A 21,318-nucleotide genomic window follows, 5' to 3' on the forward strand; every position below is an offset into this window, starting at 1 on the left:
GACGACATGACGTCTTCGAGGAACGATCGCGCTTCCGCGCTGCCCGAGGAGCTGCGGGAGGCGCTCCGGCGCCGCCTCGCGGGCAAGGCCGGGCGCGCCGACGCCATCCCCCGCGCGGACCGCGCGCGGCCGCTGCCGCTGTCCTTCGCCCAGGAACGGCTGTGGTTTCTGCACACCCTCCAGCCGGAGGAGGCGGGGTACAACAGCGCGCTGGCGCTGCGGCTGACCGGCGCTCTGGACGTGGCGGCGCTCTCCGGGGCGCTGGACGCCCTGGTGGAGCGCCATGAGGCGCTGCGGACCACGTTCGACGACAGCGACGGGCGGCCCGTCCAGGTGGTGCGCCCGGCGGCGCCCGTCCCCCTGCCGGTGGCCGACCTCACCGGATCGGACCGGGAGCCGGGGGCGCTGGACCGGCTGCTGCCGGCCGAGTACGCCCGGCCGTTCGATCTGCGGACCGGCCCGCCGCTGCGGGCGCTGCTGATCCGCCTGGCCGAGGACGAGCACATCCTGCTGCTCACGGCCCATCACATCGTCACCGACGGCTGGTCGATGGGGGTGCTCCAGGACGAGCTGTGCGCGCTGTACGCCGCGGAGCCGCTGCCTCCGGTGCCGGTGCAGTATCCCGACTTCGCCGTGTGGCAGCGGGAGCGGCTCGCGGGGGCCGCGCTGGACCGGCAGCTCGACTACTGGAAGGGGCGGCTGGACGGCGTCGTCCCGCTGGAGCTGCCCACCGACCGGCCCCGGCCCGCGGCGCCCACCTCGGCGGGGGCGGTCCATGAGTTCACCGTGGACCGCGCCACCGCGGACCGGCTGCGCGCGCTTGCCGCGCGGGAGCGGACCACGCTGTTCACGGCGCTGGTCGCCGCCTGCCAGGGGCTGTTCGCCCGCTGGTCGGGGCAGGACGACATCGCCATCGGCACCGTGACCTCCGGCCGTGGCCGCACCGAACTGGAGCGCGCCGTCGGCTTCTTCGTCAACACGGTGGTGCTGCGCTCCGCGGTGGACACGGCCCGTACCTACCGTGAGCTGCTGGCCGACGCCGGGGCCACGGTGCTGGACGCCTTCGCCCATGACGAGACGCCGTACCAGCGGCTGGTGGAGGCCGTGGGGGCGCGCCGGGAGGCGGGCCGCAATCCGCTGTTCGATGTGATGGTGCTGCTGCACAGCGCCCCGCGGAGCGCGCCCCGGCTGTCCGGTCTTGAAGCGGCGAGCGTGGATGTGCCCCGGCGGTCGGCCACCTTCGACCTCAGCGTCGAATTCGTCGAATCCGGGCCGGATGGGGCGGAGTTGCGGGGGCTGCTGGAGTACAGCACCGAGCTGTTCGACACGGCGACCGCCGAGCGGATGGCGGGCCATCTGCTGGTGCTGCTCGACGGGGTGGCCGCCGATCCGGACCGGCCGGTGCGGGAGCTGCCCCTGCTCACGGACGGCGAGCGGCGGCGGATGACGGCCGCCGGGCGCGGCCCCGCGCTCGCGGTCGAACCGGCCACGTTCCCGGCGATGTTCGAGGCGCAGGCGGCCCGTACCCCGGATGCGACGGCGCTGGTGGCCTCCGACGCCACCTATGACTTCGCGGGGCTGAACGCGGCCGCCAACCGGCTGGCGCACCATCTGATCGCCCAAGGTGTGGGACCGGAGCGCGTCGTCGGGGTGAAGCTGCCCCGGACCGCCGACATGGTCGTGGCGATCCTGGGGGTGCTCAAGGCGGGCGGGGTCCATCTGCCCCTCGATCCGGAACTCCCCGCCGAGCGCCTCGCGTTCCTCCTGGCCGACGCCGAACCGGTGCTGGTGCTCGACGAGGCCGCCCTGCTCGCCCTCCCGGACACCCTGCCGACGGCCGATCCCACGGACGCGGACCGGACCGCCGCACTCCACCCCGACAGCGCCGCCTACGTCCTGTACACCTCCGGCTCCACCGGCCGCCCCAAGGGGGTGGCCGTGGAGCACCGGTCGATGGTCAATCTGCTGGTGAGCCACCGGCAGGGCTTTGTGGCGGAGGCGGGCGGCGGGCCGCTGCGCGCGGCGCTGACCGCGTCGTTCTCCTTCGACACCTCGCTGGAGGGGCTGCTGCTGCTGGCGGACGGCCATGAGCTGCACCTCATCGACGAGGCCACCCGGCTCGATCCGGCCGCGCTGGTGGAGCGCATCGCCGAGCACCGTATCGACTTCCTCGACCTCACCCCCTCCTATCTGCGGCAGCTTCTGCCGGCCGGGCTGCTGGACCACCCCCGGCACCGCCCGCGGGTGCTGATGCTGGGTGGCGAGGCGCTCGGCCCGTCGCTGTGGCGGCGGCTGGCGGACGCCCCGGGCACGACGGCGTACAACTTCTACGGTCCGACCGAGTGCACCATCGACGCACTCGCCGCCCGGATCGGCGGCGCCGGGCGGCCGGTGGTGGGCCGGCCGCTGGGCAATCTGCGCGCCCATGTGCTCGACTCACGTCTCAAGCCGGTGCCGGTGGGGGTGGCGGGTGAGCTGTATCTGGCCGGTGAGCAGGTGGCCCGGGGGTACCGGGGCCGTCCCGGGCTGACCGCGTCCCGCTTCGTGGCCGATCCGTACGGGCCCGCCGGGAGCCGGATGTACCGCACCGGCGACCTGGCCCGCTGGACCGCCGACGGGGAGCTGGACTGCCTCGGCCGCGCGGACGACCAGGTGAAGATCCGGGGCCACCGGATCGAACCGGGCGAGATCGAGGCGGCGTTGCTCGATCTCCCGGCCGTCGCCGAGGCGGCCGTCGTCGCGGTGACCGACGACCGCGGCCACACGCGACTGGCCGCCTACTATGTGCCCGCGCCGGGCGGTGAGCCGCCCGCCTCCACCGAGCTGCGCGCGGCCCTCGGGCGCACGCTGCCCGGCCATATGGTCCCCGGTGCCTTCGTCGCCCTGGACGCCATGCCGCTCAACGCCAGCGGCAAGCTGGACCGCCGGGCGCTGCCCGCCCCACGGCTCGACGCGGACCGGCCGGAGCGGGCCGCCGAGGCCCCGCGCACGGAGACGGAGCGGGAGCTCGCCCGGATCTGGGCCGAGGTGCTGGGCGCCCGAACGGTGGGAGTGAGCGACAACTTCTTCGAGCTGGGCGGCGATTCGATCCTCAGCATCCAGATCGTCTCCCGCGCCCGCCGGGCCGGGCTCGCGCTCACCTCGCGGGATGTCTTCCTGCACCAGACCATCGCCGAGCTGGCCGCAGCCGTGACGCCGCGCAGCGCGCCCGACGCCCCCGCCGACGAGGCGGTGGACGTGGCGGGTCCGGCCCCGCTCACCCCGATCCAGCAGTGGTTCTTCGCCACCCACGGCCCGCTGCGCCACTTCACCATGTCGATGGTCCTCGATCTGCCGCACGAGCTGGACGAGGGCGCGCTGGAGACCGCGCTGGACGCAGTGGTCGCGCACCACCCGGCCCTGCGCACCCGGTTCGTCCAGGACGACGACGGCGGGTGGCGGCAGCTCGCGGACGGCGTGGCGAACGGGCCGCTGCTGCTGCGCCGCGATCTGGCCGGGCTCGACGGGGCCGAGGAGACGGCCGCGGCCGAGGTGGCCGCGGAGGCCGCCCGCGCCGAACTCGACCTGACCACGGGGGCGTTGCTGCGTGGCGCCCTGCTCCGGCGCGGGGCGGGGGTCCGGCCGCGGCTCTTCCTCACCGCACACCATCTGGCCGTGGACAGCGTCTCGTGGCGCATTCTGCTGGGCGATCTGGAGAGCGCCTACCGGCAGGCCGCCGCCGGGGAGCCGGTGCGCCCGGAGCCCGCCTCCACCGCCTTCACCACCTGGGCCCACCGGCTGGGCGAGCAGGTGCGGGAGGGGCTGCTGGACGGCGATCTGCCGTACTGGGAGGGCGTACGTCAGGCGGGTGCCGCGGACCTTCCGGTGGACCACCCGGGCACAGCCACGGCCGGGTCCACCCACACCGTGCGCGTGACGCTCGACCGCGAGGTCACCGACGGGCTGCTGCGCCGGGTGCCCGGGGTGTACCGGACGCAGATCAACGATGTGCTGCTCGGCGCTCTGGGGCGGGTGCTCGCCGACTGGACGGGCGAGGACCGGGTGCTGGTGGCCATGGAGGGCCATGGCCGTGAGGAGCTGGACGCGGCCGTCGAGCTGTCCCGGACGGTGGGCTGGTTCACCACGCAGTACCCGGTGGCGCTGACGCTGCCCGCAGGCGGCTGGGGAGCGGTGCTGAGGTCGGTCAAGGAGCAGTTGCGCGCGCTGCCGCACCGGGGGCTGAGCTATGAGGCGCTGGCGTATCTGAGCGCCCCGGGCTCCCCCGCGCGGGCGCTCGCCGACGCGCCACTGCCGGGCATCTGCTTCAACTACCACGGCCAGTGGGGCTCGGGCGGGGACGGCGGCGCGTTCACGCTCACCGGGGAGAGCCTGGGGCGGGATCTGGCCGCCGACGAGCCCTCGGTGTATCCGCTCGATGTGTCCGCCGTGGTGGCGGACGGAGAGCTGGAGCTGACCTGGCTGTTCTCCGACCGGGTCCATGACGCGGCCACCGTGCGGCGGCTCGCGGACGGCATGCTCACGGCGCTGCGGGAGATCGTGGCGCACTGCGACGAACCGGGCGCGGGCGGCCGGACGCCGTCCGACTTCCCCCTGGCCCGGCTGGACCAGGCCGCGGTCGACCGGCTGGTGGGCGACGGACGGGAGATCGAGGATGTCTATCCGCTGACGCCGCTTCAGGAGGGCATGCTCTTCCACCGGCTGGTCGGCGGCGCGGAGGACGTCTACCTCGACCAGGCCGTGCTGACCCTGGAGGGGATCCGCGACCCGGAGGCGTTCGCCCGGTCCTGGCAGGAGACGGTGGACCGCACTCCGGTGCTCCGCAGTGGTGTCGTCTGGGAGGATGTGGAGCGGCCGCTCCAGATCGTCCGCCACCGGGCCGAGGTGCCCGTGACCCTGCTGGACTGGCGCGGACTGTCCGATGAGCGGCGCGAGGCCGAGCTGGAGCGCTTCCGCGCCGAGGACCTGGCCCTGGGCATCGATCTGGCCGCGCCGCCGCTGATGCGGCTGGCCATCGCCCGGCTGACCGACGCCCGCGTGGCGCTGATCTGGACCTCGCACCATCTGGTCCTGGACGGCTGGAGCCTGGCGCAGGTGTTCACCGAGGTGTGCGAGCGGTACACCGCGGCCACCCGGGGCCATGCCCCCGCGCTCCCCGCCCGCCGGCCGTTCCGCGACTATCTCCAGTGGCTGGCCGGGCAGGACGGGCAGGAGGCCGAGCACCACTGGCGGGAGCTGCTCGCGGGCTTCACCGCGCCGACCCCGCTCCCCCGCGATCGCGTGGCCGTGGAGTCCCACCGGGCCCGGTCCTCGGCGACCGTGGCGGTGGCGCTCACCCGCGAGGTGTCGGAGGAACTGCGCCGTACGGCCCGGAGCGGCGGCCTGACCGTCAACACCATCGTGCAGGGTGCCTGGGCGCTGCTGCTGTCCCGGTACGGCGGTGTGGAGGACGTGGTCTTCGGCACCACCGTCTCGGGCCGTCCGGCGGAGCTGGCCGGGGTCGAGTCGATGGTGGGGATGTTCATCAACACCCTGCCGACCCGGGTCCGGGTGGACGCCGCCCGGCACACCGGTGACTGGCTGCGGGAGCTCCAGATGGCGCAGTCCGCGTCCCGGCGCCATGAATCCGTCTCGCTGGCGCAGGTGTCGGGCTGGAGCGAGCTACCCGCCGGGACCCCGCTCTTCGACTCCATGGTGGCCTTCGAGAACTACCCCTTCGACGACTCCTCGGCGCGCGAGGCGGGGCTGCGGATCGTCGAGGTGCAATCCGTCGACGCGACCAACTTCGGCCTGAGTCTGCGGGCGCATCTCTCCGACCGGCTGGGCTTCGATCTCGGCTACGACCCGGGGCTGTTCGACGCCCGGACCGCGGCCGCGCTCGCCGACCGGCTGTGCCTGCTGCTCACGGCGATCGCGGCGGACACCGACCGTCCGCTGCGGGCGCTGCCGTGGACCACCGGCGAGGAGCGCCGGCGGATCCTGGTGGAGTGGGGCGGCGGCGCGGCCCCTGCGACGCCGGAGCGGACCCTGGTGGAGCTGTTCGAGGAGCAGGCCGCCCGCACCCCCGGGGCCATCGCCGTCTCCTGCGCCGGGGAATCGCTGTCGTACGCCGAACTCGACTCGCGGGCCGGCCGGTTGGCGCATCGGCTCATCGCCGAGGGCGCCGGGCGGGAGCGGTATGTGGCACTGGCGCTGCCCCGTTCGCCGGAGATGATCGTGGCGATCGTGGCGGTGCTGAAGACGGGGGCGGCCTATCTGCCGCTCGACCCGGACCAGCCGTCCGGCCGGATCGCCCGGATGCTCGCCGACGCCGAACCGGTCGCCCTGCTGACCACCGCCGCCCTGAAGGCGCGGCTGGACGAGGACACCGCCGTGGCCCGGCTGTGCCTGGACGACCCCGCCCTGATCGCCGATCTGGAGGGCCTGCCCGCCGCCGTCCCGGCCGGTTCGGGGCCGCTGCCCGACAGCCCCGCCTACGCCATCTACACCTCCGGGTCCACGGGTGTGCCCAAGGGCGTGGTGATCCCGCACGCCAATGTGGTCCGGCTGTTCTCCCGGACCCAAGCGTGGTTCTCGTTCGATGCGAGCGATGTGTGGACGCTGTTCCACAGTTACGCCTTCGACTTCTCCGTCTGGGAGATCTGGGGGCCGCTGCTGCACGGCGGCCGGCTCGTGGTCGTGCCGTACGCCGTCTCCCGCTCCCCGGAGGAGTTCCTGCGGCTGCTGGTGGACGAGCGGGTGACGGTGCTCAGCCAGACACCGTCCGCCTTCCAGGGGCTGATGCGCGCGGACGAGGAGAACCCCGGGGCCCGGCTCGCCCTGCGCCGGGTGGTGTTCGGCGGGGAGGCGCTCGACGCGCGGCGGCTGGCGGGCTGGTACGCGCGGCATCCGGACACCGCGCCGGTGCTGGTCAACATGTACGGGATCACCGAGACCACCGTGCATGTCACCTATGCCCCGCTGGACCGCGCCACCGCGTCCGCCGTGGTGGCCACCGGAAGCGCCATCGGCACCGGCATCCCCGACCTGCGGGTGTATGTGCTGGACGAGGGTCTTCGGCCGGTGCCGCCGGGGGCGGTGGGCGAACTGTATGTGGCGGGGGCCGGGCTGGCCCGGGGCTATCTGCGCCGCCCGGGGCTGACCGCGTCCCGTTTCGTGGCCGATCCGCACGGGCCCGCCGGGAGCCGGATGTACCGCACCGGCGACCGGGCCCGGTGGACCGCCGACGGGGAGCTGGAGTATCTGGGCCGCGCCGACGACCAGGTGAAGATCCGCGGCTTCCGGATCGAGCCCGGGGAGATCGAGGCCGCCCTGGCCGCCCATCCGCGGGTGGGCGACGCGGTGGTGACCGTACGGGAGGACCAGCCCGGGGTGCGGCGGCTGGTGGCCTATGTGGTGGCCGCCGGTGCGGCCGCGCCACCGGACGCCGCCGAGCTGCGGGAGTTCCTCCAGCGGTCCTTGCCCGCGCAGATGATTCCGGCGGCGTTCCTGTCGCTGGACGCGCTGCCACTGACCGTCAACGGCAAGCTGGACCGGGCCGCGCTGCCCGCGCCCGGCCCGGACGGCTTCGCGGCGAGCGCCGAGCGGATCGCCCCGCGCACCGAGGCCGAACGTACGGTGGCGCGGGTGTGGGCCGAGGTCCTCCCGGTCGAGGAGGCCGGGGCGACGGACGACTTCTTCGCCCTGGGCGGCGATTCGATCCTGGCCATCCGGGTGGCTTCCCGGCTGCGGACGGCCTTCGGCACGGACGTCACCCCGCGCGCCCTGTTCACCCACACCACCGTGGCCGACCTCGCCGCCGCGCTGACCGCGCCCGAGGAGGGCGGGAGCGCGGACACCATCCCCGGGAGCGCGGACACCATCCCGGCCGTGCCACGGGACGGGGAACTGCCGCTGTCCTTCGCACAGGCGCGGCTGTGGTTCCTGGACTCCTTCGACGACGGCGGTACGGAGTATGTGACGCCGTTCGCGCTGCGGCTGCGCGGCCGCCTGGACACCGCCGCCCTGCGCACCGCCCTGGACGGACTGGTGGCCCGGCACGAGCCGCTGCGCACCACCTTCGCCGAGGTGGACGGCCGCGGGGTGCAACGGGTGCACGACCCGTACCCGGTGGCGCTGCCCTCGCACGACCTCACGGCCCGTCCCGCGGCCGACCGCGAGCGGGAGCTGGAGCGACTGCTGGAACGAGAGGGCGCCACCCCCTTCGACCTGCGCACCGGCCCGCTGCTGCGGGCGTCCCTGATCCGACTGGACGACGAGGAGCACGTCCTCACCCTGACGATGCACCACATCGTCACGGACGGCTGGTCCACCGCCGTCATCGGCGCCGATCTGAGCGAGCTGTACGGCGCGGCGGTCATGGCACGGCCGCCCGCGCTCGCCCCGCTGCCGCTGGGTTACGCCGACTACGCGGCGTGGCAGCGCGATCCGCTCGGCGGCGGGGCGGCGGTGGAGCCGCAGTTGGAGTACTGGCGGGCGCGGCTGGCCGAGCTGGCGCCGCTGGAGCTGCCGACCGACCGTCCGCGGCCGGCCGTGCAGACCAGATGCGGGGCGCTGCTGGAGTTCACCCTGCCCGCCGGGCTGGTGGAGCGGCTGCGCGCGGCCGGGCGGCGCGGCGATGCCACCCTCTTCATGACGCTCCTCGCCACCTGCCAGGTGCTGCTCGCCCGCTGGTCGGGCCGGCAGGACATCGCGGTGGGCACCGTGACCTCGGGACGGGAGCGCCCCGAACTGGAGCATCTGGTCGGGATGTTCGTGAACACGCTGGTGCTGCGCACCCGGGTGGAGGCCGACCAGCCCTTCGAGGAGCTGCTCACCCGGGTGCGGGGCACCGTACTGGACGCCTTCGCCCACCAGGACGTGCCGTTCGAGCGGATCGTGGACGCGCTCCAGCCGGAGCGGGACACCAGCCGCACTCCGCTCTTCCAGGTCATGGTGGCGCTGCACAATCTGGGCGCGGAGGTGCCGGAGCTGCCGGGTCTCAGCGTGGAGGCCGTCCGGGTTCCCGGCCGGACCGCCGGTTTCGATCTGAGCTTCGACTTCGTGGAGCACCTCGGCGCCCTGACCGGTTTCGTGGAGTACAACACCGACCTGTTCGACGCGGCCACCGTGGAGCGGATGGCCCGCCAACTGCGGTTGCTGCTGGAAGCGGTTGCCGAGGACCCCGGGTTGCCGGTGGGCGAGCTGCCGCTGCTGACCGCCGGGGAGCGGCGGACGGTGCTGGAGGAGTGGAACGGCACCGCGCTCGCGGTGGCGGACACCACCTTCCCCCGTCTCTTCGAGGAGCAGGCCGCCCGCACCCCGGGCGCCACCGCGCTGGTGGCCGCAGACGCCACCTACGACTTCGCGGGGCTGGGCGCCCGCGCCAACCGGCTGGCCCACCATCTGATCGCCCTCGGCGTGGGTCCGGAGAAGGTGGTGGCGGTCAGGCTGCCGCGCACCGCCGATCTGATGGTGGCCCTGCTCGCCGTCCTCAAGGCGGGCGGTACGCACCTGTACGTCGACCCCGAACTGCCGGCCGAGCGCGCGCGATTCCTGCTGGAGGACGCGGCGCCCGAGGTCGTCCTCACTCCCGAGGTCCTGCGGGACGCGCCCCTGGACGGGCTGCCGAACACCGATCCCACCGACGCGGACCGGCTCTCCCCGCTGCTCCCCGGGCACACCGCGTACATCACCTACACCTCGGGGTCCACCGGCCGCCCCAAGGGCGTCGCCGTCGAACACCGCCAGTTGGTCAACCTCTGCCTCGACCACGCGGCCGAGCTCATCGCACCGCACCGGGCCGAGGCGGGCCGTCCGCTGCGCGCGGCGCTGACCGCCGCGTTCTCCTTCGACACCTCCTGGGAGGGCGCGGTGTTCCTGGCCGCCGGCCAGGAGGTGCACCTGGTCGACGACGCGGTACGGCTCGACCCGGCCGCACTCGTGGCGCTGATCGACGCCCATGGCGTGGACTTCGTCGACCTCACCCCGTCGTACCTCCATGAGCTGATGGCGGCCGGGCTGTTCGCCCGGGGCCGCCACCGCCCCCGGATCGTCATGGTGGGCGGCGAGGCCCTCGGGACTGCGCTGTGGCGGAAGCTGCGCGCGGTGCCTGGCGTGGCGGCGTACAACTTCTACGGGCCCACCGAATGCACCGTGGACGCGGTCTACGGCGATCTGGCCGGTCTCGGCGAGCGCCCACTCATCGGACGGCCCGGCCGCAATCTGCGGGCGTACGTCCTGGACGGCGCGCTGCGGCCGGTGCCGCCCGGTATCCCCGGTGAACTCCATCTGGCCGGGGCCCAGGTCGCCCGCGGCTATCTGCGCCGCCCCGGGCTGACCGCGGGGCATTTCGTCGCCGATCCGTACGGCCCTCCCGGCAGCCGGATGTACCGCACCGGCGACCGGGCGCGCTGGACGGCCAAGGGGGCGCTGGAGTTCCTCGGCCGCGCCGACGAGCAGCTCAAGATCCGTGGGTTGCGGATCGAGCCCGGGGAGATCGAGGCCGCGCTCCTGGACCATCCGGCGATCCAGGAGGCGGTGGTCGTGGCCCGTGAGGACACCGGCCACCGGCGGCTGGTGGCCTATCTGGTGGCCGCCGATTCCACCGACCCGGCCGCCGATTCGCCCGATGAGGCCGCCGATTCGCCCGCTTCGGCCGCCGATTTCCCCGGTCCGGTGGAGCTGCGCGCCCGGCTCAAGCGCACCCTGCCCGGCTACATGGTCCCGGCCGCCTTCGTGACGCTGGAGCGGATGCCCCGCACCGACAGCGGCAAGGTCGACCGGCGCGCGCTGCCCGCTCCCCCCGACCGGCCTGAGCAGGGCTCGCCGTATGTGGCACCCCGCACCCACGCCGAGACGGTGCTGGCGGGCGTCTGGGCCGAGGTGCTGGGCATCCCCCAGGTGGGTGTGGAGGACAACTTCTTCGCCCTGGGCGGCGATTCGATCCTCAGCATCCAGATCGTCTCCCGCGCCCGCCAGGCCGGGCTGACCCTCACCTCCAAGGATGTCTTCCGCCACCAGACCGTCGCGGAACTCGCGTTGAGCGTCGAGACCGCCGAGCGGCAGCCGCTTCCGGAGCCCGCCGGTGCGGTGGCCGGAGCGGCGCCGCTGACCCCGATCCAGCACTGGTATCTGGACGGGCGGCGGCCCGGCGAGCGGCACCACTTCACCATGAGCCACCGGCTGGAGCTCACCGGCGACCTCGACGAGGCCGCCCTGCGGCAGGCGGTGGACGCCCTGGTGGCGCAGCACGCGGCGCTGCGCACCCGCTTCCTGGCCGTCGACGGGCGGTGGCGGCAGGAGGTTCTGCCCGCCGCCCCCGCCGGTGTCCTGGAGCGGCACGATCTGTCGGGTCTGGACGACGCGGCGCGCGGCGCCGCCGTACGGGAGGCCACGGTCGCGGCCCAGAGGGGGCTGGACATCGCCGAGGGGGCCGTGCTGCGGGTGCTGCTGTTCACCTTCGGCCCCGGGCGGCCGTCCGAGCTGCTGCTCACCGCCCACCATCTGGTGGTGGACGGCGTCTCCTGGCGTGTTCTGCTCGGCGATCTGGAGACCGCCTACCGCCGCGCCGCCGCCGGCGGCCCGGCCACCCTGCCCCCGGCGAGCAGCGCCTTCACCCGGTGGGCCGCCCGGCTGGCGGAACACGTGCGCTCCGGCGGGCTCGATGGCGATCTGGAGTACTGGACGGGCGTGGCGCGGTCCGCGCCCGCCGCGCTCCCCGTCGACCGCGAGGGCCCCAACACCCATGAGACGGCGGCCACGGTGACCACGGTCCTCGGCCGGGCCGAGACCGAGGCGCTGCTGCGCCAGGTCCCGGGTGTCTACCGGACGCGGATCAACGATGTGCTGCTGGGCGCGCTCGGCCGGAGCCTGGCTCGCTGGACCGGTGGGGACACGGTGCTGATCGGCGTGGAGGGACACGGCCGCGAGGATCTCTTCGAGGACCTGGATCTCTCCCGTACGGTCGGCTGGTTCACCTCCGAATACCCGCTCGCGCTGGCCGTCGACGCCGAGGCGGGGTGGCGCGACACCCTCCGGTCCGTCAAGGAGCAGTTGCGCGCCGTCCCGCACCACGGGCTCGGCTACGGAGCGCTGCGCCAGCTGGCCCCCGAGGGCTCCCCGGCCGGGGAGCTGCGGGACGGCCCGTCGCCGCAGATCGTCTTCAACTACCACGGCCAGTGGGATGTGGCGGCGGACGACGACGGCGCCGCCCCCGGCCTCTACCGCGCCGCCCTCCCCGTGACCGGCCAGGACGCCCCGCCCGGGGAGACCCGGCCATGTCTGCTGGAGGTCACCGGCGCGGTCCAGGACGGCCGTCTGGAGCTGGGCTGGAGCTATCCGGCCCGGATGTACGACGAGGCGACCGTGCGCCGGCTCGCCGACGACTGTCTGGCCGCGCTGAAGGAGATCGTGGCGCACTGCGCGGAGCCCGGCGCGGGCGGGCGCACGCCGTCCGACTTCCCGCTCGCCCGGCTCGACCAGCGCCAGGTGGACCTGATCGCCGGTGACGGCGGCGCGGTGGAGGACGTCTATCCGCTGACCCCGCTCCAGGCCGGCATGCTCTTCCATGGCCTCGTGGACAGCGGTGCCACCGGTGGCGCCTACTTCGACCAGATCGCCATCCGGATCGGCGGGATCGCCGACCCGGACGCCTTCGCCGACGCGTGGCAGCGGGTGGTGGACCGTACCCCGGTGCTGCGCAGTTCCGTCCGCTGGGAGGGGCTCGCCGAGCCCGTCCAGCTCGTCCACCGCCAGGCCGAGCTGCCCACCGTCCGGCTGGACTGGCGGAAGCTGACGCCGTCCGCGCGGGAGGAGGCGCTGGGCCTGCTGCTGGCCGAGGACCGCGCCGCCGGGATGGCACTCACCTCGGCCCCGCTGAGCCGGATCGCGGTGGCCGGGCTGCCCGATGACGAGGTCATGCTGGTGTGGACCTCACACCATCTGATGCTGGACGGCTGGAGCACCGGGCAGATCTTCGCCGAGGTGTGCGAGACCTACGCGGCGCTCGTCGCCGGACGCACACCGCGGCCGGCCGCGCGCCGCCCCTTCCGGGACTTTCTGCGCTGGCTGCGCGGGCAGGACCAGGAGCGGGCGGAGCGCCACTGGCGCGGGGTGCTGGCGGGGTTCGGCGCCCGCACGCCGCTGCCGTACGACCGGCCGCCCCGGGAGGCGCATCGCACCACCTCGACCGCGCTGACCCGGCTGGAGCTGACCGATGAGGTGTCCGCCCGGCTGCGGGAGACGGCGCGCGACGGCGGGCTGACGGTCAACACGGTGGTGCAGGGGGCGTGGGCGCTGCTGCTGTCGCGGTACGGCGGTGAGCGCGATGTGGTGTTCGGCACCACCGTCTCGGGCCGTCCGGAGGGGCTGCCGGGCGTGGAGACGATGGTCGGCATGTTCATCAACACGGTCCCCACCCGGGCCGTGGCCGAGGGCGGCCGTGAGGTCGTGGAGTGGCTGCGGGAGCTTCAGGAGCAGCAGAGCGAGTCCCGCCGCTTCGACTTCGTCGCCCTCCCCCGGATCCAGGCCCTCGGCGCGCTTCCGGCCGGTGCGGCGCTCTTCGACAGCATGGTGGTGTTCGAGAACTACCCCTTCGACGAGGCGTCGGCGGCCGGTGCCGGGATCCGTGTCCGGGAGGTGCGGGCCGAGGACTCCACCAGTTTCCCGCTGTGCCTGCGCGCCTATCTCGGCGACCGGCTGGGCTTCGACATCGCCTACGATCCGGCGCTGTTCGACGCGGCCACCGTGGAGCGGGCGGCGGCCCATCTCCAGACGCTGCTGACCGGGATCGCGGACGGCGCCGGACGGTCGCTGGACGAGCTGCCGCTGCTGACGTCGGCGGAGCGCCGGCGGGCGATGGGCGAGTGGAATGCCACCGCCCGGCCGCTGCCGGAGGGTTCGCTGGCCGAGCTGTTCGCCGAGCGGGTCCGCCGTGCCCCGGACGCCGTCGCCGTGACCGACGGCGCCACCTCGCTCAGCTATGCCCGACTCGACGACTGGGCGGGCCGGTTGGCCGGACATCTGGTGCGGTCCGGGCTGCGGCCGGAGGATCGGGTGGCGCTGCTCATGGACCGGTCGGTGGAGCTGGTCGTGGCCCAGCTCGCGGTGGTCAGGGCCGGTGGGGTGTATGTACCGGTGGACGTCCGCGCCCCGGGCGATCGGCGGCGGACGCTGCTGGACCAGGCGGGCGCCGCGGTCGTGCTGACGCCGGAGGAGGTGGCCGCCGCGCGGGAGGGCGAGCCGCTCGCACACGCGGTGCCGGTGCACCGGGACCAGTTGGCGTATGTGATGTTCACCTCCGGGTCGACCGGGGTGCCCAAGGCCGTGGGGGTGCGCCATCGCGATGTGGCGGCGCTCGCCCTGGACCGTGCCTTCGCCGGTGGCGGGCATGAGCGGGTGCCGCTGCATTCGCCGGTGGCGTTCGACGCCGCCACCTACGAGATGTGGGTGCCGCTGCTGGGCGGTGGCCGGTTGGTCGTGACATCGGGCGAGCTGGACGCAGTTGCGGTACGCCGACTGGTGGCCGGGCAGGGGATCACCGGACTCTGGCTGACCGCCGGGCTGTTCCGGCTGCTGGCGCAGGACGCGCCGGACTGCTTCGCGGGGCTGCGCGAGGTGTGGACGGGCGGCGATGTGGTGCCCGCGGCCTCGGTGCGCCGGGTGCTGAAGCGCTGCCCCGGGCTGACCGTGGTGGACGGGTACGGGCCGACCGAGACGACGACCTTCGCCACGTCCTTCCCGATGTCCCGCGCCGACGAGGTGCCCGAGGTGGTGCCGATCGGCCGGCCGCTGGACAACACGCGGGTCCACGTCCTGGATGCGCGGCTGCGGATCGTGCCGCCGGGTGTGGTCGGGGAGCTCTTCATCGCCGGGGAAGGGGTGGCGCGTGGCTACCTCGGCCGTCCCGGTCCGACCGCCGCGGCGTTCCTCGCCGATCCGTACGGGCCCGCCGGGGAGCGGATGTACCGCACCGGCGATCTGGCGCGCCGGCGGCCGGACGGCACGGTGGAGTTCCTCGGCCGCGCCGATGACCAGGTCAAGGTCCGTGGCTTCCGGATCGAGCCGGGCGAGGTTGAGGGGGTGCTGGCCGGGCATCCGGAGGTGGCGGATGTCGCGGTCGTCGCCCGGAGCGGCGGTCCCGGCGGGAAGCGGCTGGTGGCCTATGTGGTGGCCGGTGGCGACGGGGCGGTGGACGGTGCGCGGCTGCGGGCGTACGCGGCGGAGCGGCTCCCGGACTATATGGTGCCGTCCACCGTCGTCCCGCTGGACACGCTGCCGCTCGGCCCCACCGGGAAGCTGGACCGCGCGGCGCTGCCCGCCCCGGGCCCGGACATCCGCCGCACGCCCTACCGCGCACCGCGCGAGGGGGCCGAACAGGCCGTGGCGGCGGTGTGGGCCGAGGTGCTGGAGGTGGAACGGGTCGGCGCCCTGGACAACTTCTTCGAGCTGGGCGGCGACTCGATCCTCTCCATCCGGCTCACCTCACGGCTGCGGGAGGTGCTCGGGGTGGAGCCCTCACCCCGCCTGGTGTTCACCCATCCGACCGTCGCCGCCCTGGCCGAGGCGCTCGGTGGCGCGGACGGCCGCGCCGGGGACCGGCCCGCCCCGATCACACCGGTGGCCCGGGACGGCGAGCTGCCGCTGTCGTATCCGCAGCAACGTCTTTGGTTCCTGGACTCCTTCGCGCCGGACAGCGCCGAGTACATCACCCCGCTGGCGCTGCGGATGCGCGGAGCCCTCGATGTGGAGGCGCTCGGCGCGGCGCTGACCGCGCTGGTGGCGCGGCATGAGTCGCTGCGGACCACCTTCGACGCGGTGGACGGCCGCGGGGTGCAGATCGTGCACGAACCCCGGGAGATCCGGCTCGACCCGTACGATCTGTCCCACCTCCCCGCCGACGGGCGGGAGGCGGAGCTGGTGGAGCTGCTGGCGTACGAACGGGCGCGCCCGTTCGATCTGCGGCGCGGACCGCTGCTGCGGACCGGGCTGATCCGGCTCGGCGCCCAGGAACATGTGCTGAGCCTGACGCTGCATCACATCATCACCGACGGCTGGTCCACCGGTGTGCTCACCGGCGATCTGCGGGAGCTGTACCGGGCGGCGCTGAGCGGCGAGCCCTCGACGCTGCCCCCGCTGCCGGTGCACTACGCGGACTTCGCCGCCTGGCAGCGCGCCGAACTCACCGCTCCCCGCGCGGATGAGGAACTGGCCTACTGGACCCGCCAGTTGGCCGGGGTCCCGCCGCTGGAGCTGCCCACCGACCGGCCCCGGCCCGCGGTGCGGACGAAGTACGGCGCGACCGCGGAGTTCGCGGTGCCCGCCGACGTGAGCCTGCGTCTCAAGGAGTTCGGGCAGGCGCGGGGAACCACCCTGTTCATGACGCTGGTGGCGGCGTCCCAGATCCTGCTGGCCCGGCTGTCGGGCGGGCGGGACATCGCCGTGGGCACCGTCACCTCGGGTCGGGAGCGCCCCGAGGTGGAGCGGCTGATCGGCTTCTTCGTCAACACGCTGGTGCTGCGCTCCACGGTCGATCCGCACGCCCCCTTCGGCGACTTCCTGGCCGAGGTGCGCGGCACCGTCCTGGACGCGTTCGCCCATCAGGCGGTGCCGTTCGAGCGGGTGGTGGACGAGGTGCGGCCGGTCCGGGACACCAGCCGGACACCGCTGTTCCAGGCGATGGTGGTGCTTCAGAACGCCCCGGGCCGGGCCCTGGAGCTGCCCGGTCTTGAGCTGGCGGATGTGGAGCTGGACACCGACACCGCCGCCTTCGACCTGACCTTCGAGTTCGCGGAGGCCGAGGGAGGCGTGCTGCGCGGGCTGATCGGCTACAGCACCGATCTGTTCGACGCCTCGACGGTGGAGCGGATGGGCACGGCCCTGCGCACGCTGCTCGCCGGGATCGCCGAGGATCCGCGGCGGCCGGTGGGCGCGCTGCCGCTGACCACCCCGGCCGAACTGCGGCGCACCCTGGTCGAGTGGAACGACACCCGGCGGGAGGTGGACCCGGCCACGCTGCGCGAGCTGTTCGAGCGGCAGGCGGCCGTCTCCCCCGACGCCACGGCCGTACGGTACGGGAAGGGCGATCTCACCTTCGCCGAGCTGGAAACGGCAGCGAACCGGCTGGCACACCGGCTGATCGGCCAGGGTGTGGGGCCGGAGCGGCTGGTGGCGCTGGTGCTGCCGCGCTCGCTGGAAATGCTGGTGGCGCAGTTGGCCGTGGCGAAGGCGGGCGGTGCGTTCCTGCCGGTCGACCCCGGCTACCCCGAGGAGCGGGTGGCGTTCATGCTGCGGGACGCCGCGCCCTCGGTGGTGCTCGACGACGCGGCCTCGGTGTGGACCGAGGACGGTCCCGCCGGGCCACCACCCGGCCGTGGCCTGACGCCGGACCATCCCGCGTATGTCATCTACACCTCCGGGTCCACCGGTGTGCCCAAGGCGGTCGTGGTCACCCATGCCGGGCTGGCGAGTTTCTCGGCGGCCGCGGCCGCGCACTACGACGTGCGGGCCGGGGACCGTGTGCTCCAGTTCTCCTCCCCCAGCTTCGACGCCTCCGTCCTGGAGCTGTGCGTCTCGCTGCCCCGTGGCGCGACGCTGATGATCGGTGACGAGGGCCCCCTGCTGGGCGAGCGGCTGGCCGAGGTGCTGGGCGGGCAGCGGATCACCCATGCGCTGATCCCCCCGGCCGCGCTGGCCACCGTTCCGGAGGCGGCGTGGCGGGCGGGGCTGCCGGAGCTGCGCACCCTGATCGTCGGCGGTGACGCCTGCTCCGCCGAGCTGGTGGACCGCTGGGCGCCGGGCCGGCGCCTGGTCAACTCCTACGGCCCGACGGAGGCCACGGTGGTGAGCACCTGGTCCGGGTCGCTCACGGCGGGGTCGGGGGCGCCGCCGATCGGCCGGCCGATCCCGAACACCCGGGTCTATGTGCTGGACGAGGCGCTGCGCCCGGTGCCGGTGGGCGTGGCCGGGGAGCTGTATGTGGCGGGCGCGGGTCTGGCGCGCGGCTATCTGGGCCGTCCGGGGCTGACCGCCGCACGGTTCCTGGCCGACCCGTTCGGCCCCGCCGGCGGCCGGATGTACCGCACCGGCGATGTGGTGCGGTGGACCGGCGACGGTGAGCTGAGGTTCCTGGGCCGGGCCGATGACCAGGTCAAGGTGCGGGGCTTCCGGATCGAACTCGGCGAGGTGGAGAGCGCGCTGCGGAGCGGCCCGGAGGTACGGGAAGCGGTGGTCGCCGTACGCGAGACCGCCCCGACTCCGGAGCAGCCCTCCGGTGGGAAGCGCCTGGTGGGCTATGTCGTCCCGGCGCCGGGCGCCGCGCCGACCGCCGCCTCGCTGCGCGAGGTCCTGGGGCGGACCCTGCCGTCCCATATGGTGCCCTCCGCGTTCGCCATCCTGGACGCCCTTCCGCTCACCGCCCACGGCAAGGTCGACCGCCGGGCCCTGCCCGATCCGGATCCGGCGCCCGTCACCTCCGGTGCGGGCCATGTCGCCCCGCGCACTCCGATGGAGCACCGGATCGCGGACATCTGGGCGGATGTGCTCGGTCTGGAACGGGTGGGCGTGGAGGACAACTTCTTCGACCTCGGCGGGGATTCCATCCTCAGCATCCAGGTGGTCTCCCGTGCCCGCCAGGCCGGGCTCCGGCTGACCACCAAGGATCTGTTCGCCCATCAGTCGGTGGCCGCGCTCGCCACCGTGGCCACGGCCGAGCGGGACGAGGTCCGTGCGGAGCCGGTGACCGGATCGCTTCCGCTCACCCCGATCCAGCGCTGGTTCTTCGCCACCCACACCGTGAATCCACCCCACTTCAACCAGTCCACGCTGCTGGAGCTGCACCAGGAACCGGACGAGAAGGCGCTGGAGGGGGCGCTGGCCGCGCTTCTGGTCCACCATGACGCGCTGCGCACCCGGTTCACCGAGGACGGCGGCGAGTGGCGCGGCCACGTCCCGGAACCGGAGGCCGACGTCACCGTCCTGGACCGCCATGACCTGTCCGGTCTGGCGGCGCGGGAGGCGGACGCGGCGATGGAGAAGGCGGCCGACGCGCTCCACGCGGACTTCGACCTCGGCCGGGGGCCGCTGCTGAAGGCCGCGCTGTTCCGCTTCGGCGCGGGCCGGCGGCCGTTCCTCTTCCTGACCGCACACCATCTGGTCATCGACGGGGTGTCCTGGCGGATCCTGCTGGACGATCTGGACATCGCCTATCAGCAGGGCGTACGGGGCGAACCGGTGGACCTCGGCTCCAGGACCACCGCCTTCCGCGACTGGGCGAGGGGGCTCGCCGAGCATGTCGCGGGCGGCGCCCTGGACCATGAGGCCGACCACTGGTGCGGGACGCTCGACGCCCGGCCGCTGCCGGTCGACCATCAGGTGGCCGCGCCGGGGGCCGAGATCCGTACGGTGCCGGTCGAGCTCGACGAGCGGGACACCGAGGCGCTGCTGCGCTCGGCGCCCACCGCCTATCGCACCCGGATCAACGATGTGCTGCTCGCCGCCCTCGCCCTGGCGCTGTCCCGCTGGACGGGCCAGGAGCGGGTCTCGGTGGAGCTGGAGGGCCATGGGCGCGAGGACATCCTGGACGGGGTCGATCTCTCCCGTACGGTGGGCTGGTTCACCACCATGTACCCGGTCTCCTTCGAGCTGCCGGACATCCCCGAGGGCGGCCCGGCCGACTGGCGCGGTCTGGTCAAGTCGGTCCGGCGGCGGCTGCGGACCGTACCCGGCAACGGCTTCGGCTTCGGGGCGCTACGGGCCTTCGGCCCGCCCGAGCTGCGCGAGCGGCTGTCCCGTCACGGCGCCGGGCCGCAGATCGTGTTCAACTACCTGGGCCAGTGGGACGCCCGGTCGGCGCAGTCGCAGGGCGGACTGGTGCACGCCGAGCACGGGTCGTTCGGCCAGGACCACGATCCGCGCGAGGGCGGCTCCCATCTGCTGGAGGTGGTGGGCGCGGTGCAGGACGGCCGGCTCGGCTTCACCTGGCGCTACCGCCCCGATGTGCACGAGAAGGCGACCGTGGAGGCGGTGGCCGGGGACTTCGCGGAGGCGTTGCGCCGGATCGCCGAGGACTGCCGGGGCGCCGTATGACCGCGGCCCCGCCGGTGTCCGTGCCGGTTCCCCTCTCGCGCAACCGGGACTACCGGCTGCTGTGGGGCAGTCAGGCGCTCTCGGAGTTCGGCTTCCACGCGGCGGTGATCGCGTTTCCGCTGCTGGTCCTCGCGCTCACCGGCTCGGCCGCCGCCTCCGGTCTGGTCATGGGCACCATCGCCGCCGCGCAGATGGTGGTGGGGCTCCCGGCCGGTGTCCTGGTGGACCGCTATGACCGCAAGGCCATCATGCTGGGCTGCGAGGCGGCCCAGGCGGTCTCCGCCATCAGCCTGGTGGTCGCCGTGTGGGCCGGTGCGGCCACCGTCTGGCACATGGTGGCCGTGGCGGCGGTGTTCGGGGCGAGCGCGGCGCTCTTCGAACCGGCGGAGAACGCGTCACTGCCCGCCCTGGTGGCGGACGACCATCTGCCCACTGCGGTGGCGATGAACACGGCACGTGCCTCGATGGGTCAGTTGGCGGGCACCGCGACCGGCGGATTCCTCTTCGCCGTGGGGCGGTTCGTCCCCTTCCTGGTGGACGCCGTGACACATACGCTCTCCTTCGTCGCGCTGCTCTTCGTCCGGCTGCCCCGGCGCGAACGGCCCCCCGGCGGGGTGGGCCCGCTGGGCCATGAGGCGCTCGCCGGACTGCGGTGGGTGTGGCGGGAGCGCAGGATCCGGGTCACCGTGGCGTGCGCGGTGGTGCTCAACCTGTTCTTCAGCGCCTTCTATCTCGTCGTCATCGTGCTCGCCGAGTCCCGGGGGGTGCCCTCGGGGGAGGTGGGCGTGATGGCGGCCATGCTCGGGGTGGGCGGGGTGGCGGGCGCGCTGGTGGCGCCCGTGCTGTACCGGAAGCTGGGCTCGTACGGCGCCATCGTCGCGGTGTTCTGGGCCCTGGCCGTGTGCGCCCCGGTCACCGTGCTGATGGACAGCGGCTATCTCATCGGGGTGCTGTTCGCCCTGATGGCACTGTTCCCGCCGACGGCCAACACCGCGATCATGACCGATCAACTGCTGCGCACCCCGGACGAGCTGCGCGGCAGGCTCACCAGCACACTCGTGCTGGCCTGCGGTGCCGCGGGCGCGGCGGGTCCCGCGCTGGGCGGATCGCTCGCCCAGATCGTGCCGGGCGACCGGGCGATCCTGCTCTGCGCGGCGGGGATGGCCGCCGCGGCCGTCCTGGCCACCGCCAGCCCGACCCTGCGCACGCTGTCCCGGCGCCATGAGGAGGGGCAGCCGGCGAAGGCCGACTGACCGC

Annotated in this window: 2 protein-coding genes; both read left to right on the forward strand. The window is 74.1% G+C overall.

Going from position 1 to position 21,318, the window contains the following annotated elements:
• Positions 1–6 precede the first annotated feature (6 nt).
• Positions 7–20,061, forward strand: a complete 20,055-nt coding sequence (locus ACK1X7_RS03675) for a non-ribosomal peptide synthase/polyketide synthase (RefSeq protein WP_413114620.1) — start codon at positions 7–9, stop codon at positions 20,059–20,061.
• Complete coding sequence (locus ACK1X7_RS03680) at positions 20,058–21,314, forward strand: MFS transporter (RefSeq protein ID WP_385149231.1); 1,257 nt, start codon at positions 20,058–20,060, stop codon at positions 21,312–21,314. The genes ACK1X7_RS03675 and ACK1X7_RS03680 overlap by 4 nt, the downstream gene beginning before the upstream one ends.
• Positions 21,315–21,318 lie beyond the last annotated feature (4 nt).

Origin of the sequence: Streptomyces sp. CY-1 (genome assembly GCF_047218265.1) — a bacterium.
Classification (GTDB): domain Bacteria; phylum Actinomycetota; class Actinomycetes; order Streptomycetales; family Streptomycetaceae; genus Streptomyces; species Streptomyces niphimycinicus.

Bases quoted from the DNA above. Each gene is read 5' to 3' on its own strand.
- ACK1X7_RS03675 (WP_413114620.1), top strand. From the start codon at position 7: ATGACGTCTTCGAGGAACGATCGCGCTTCCGCGCTGCCCGAGGAGCTG.
- ACK1X7_RS03680 (WP_385149231.1), top strand. From the start codon at position 20,058: ATGACCGCGGCCCCGCCGGTGTCCGTGCCGGTTCCCCTCTCGCGCAAC.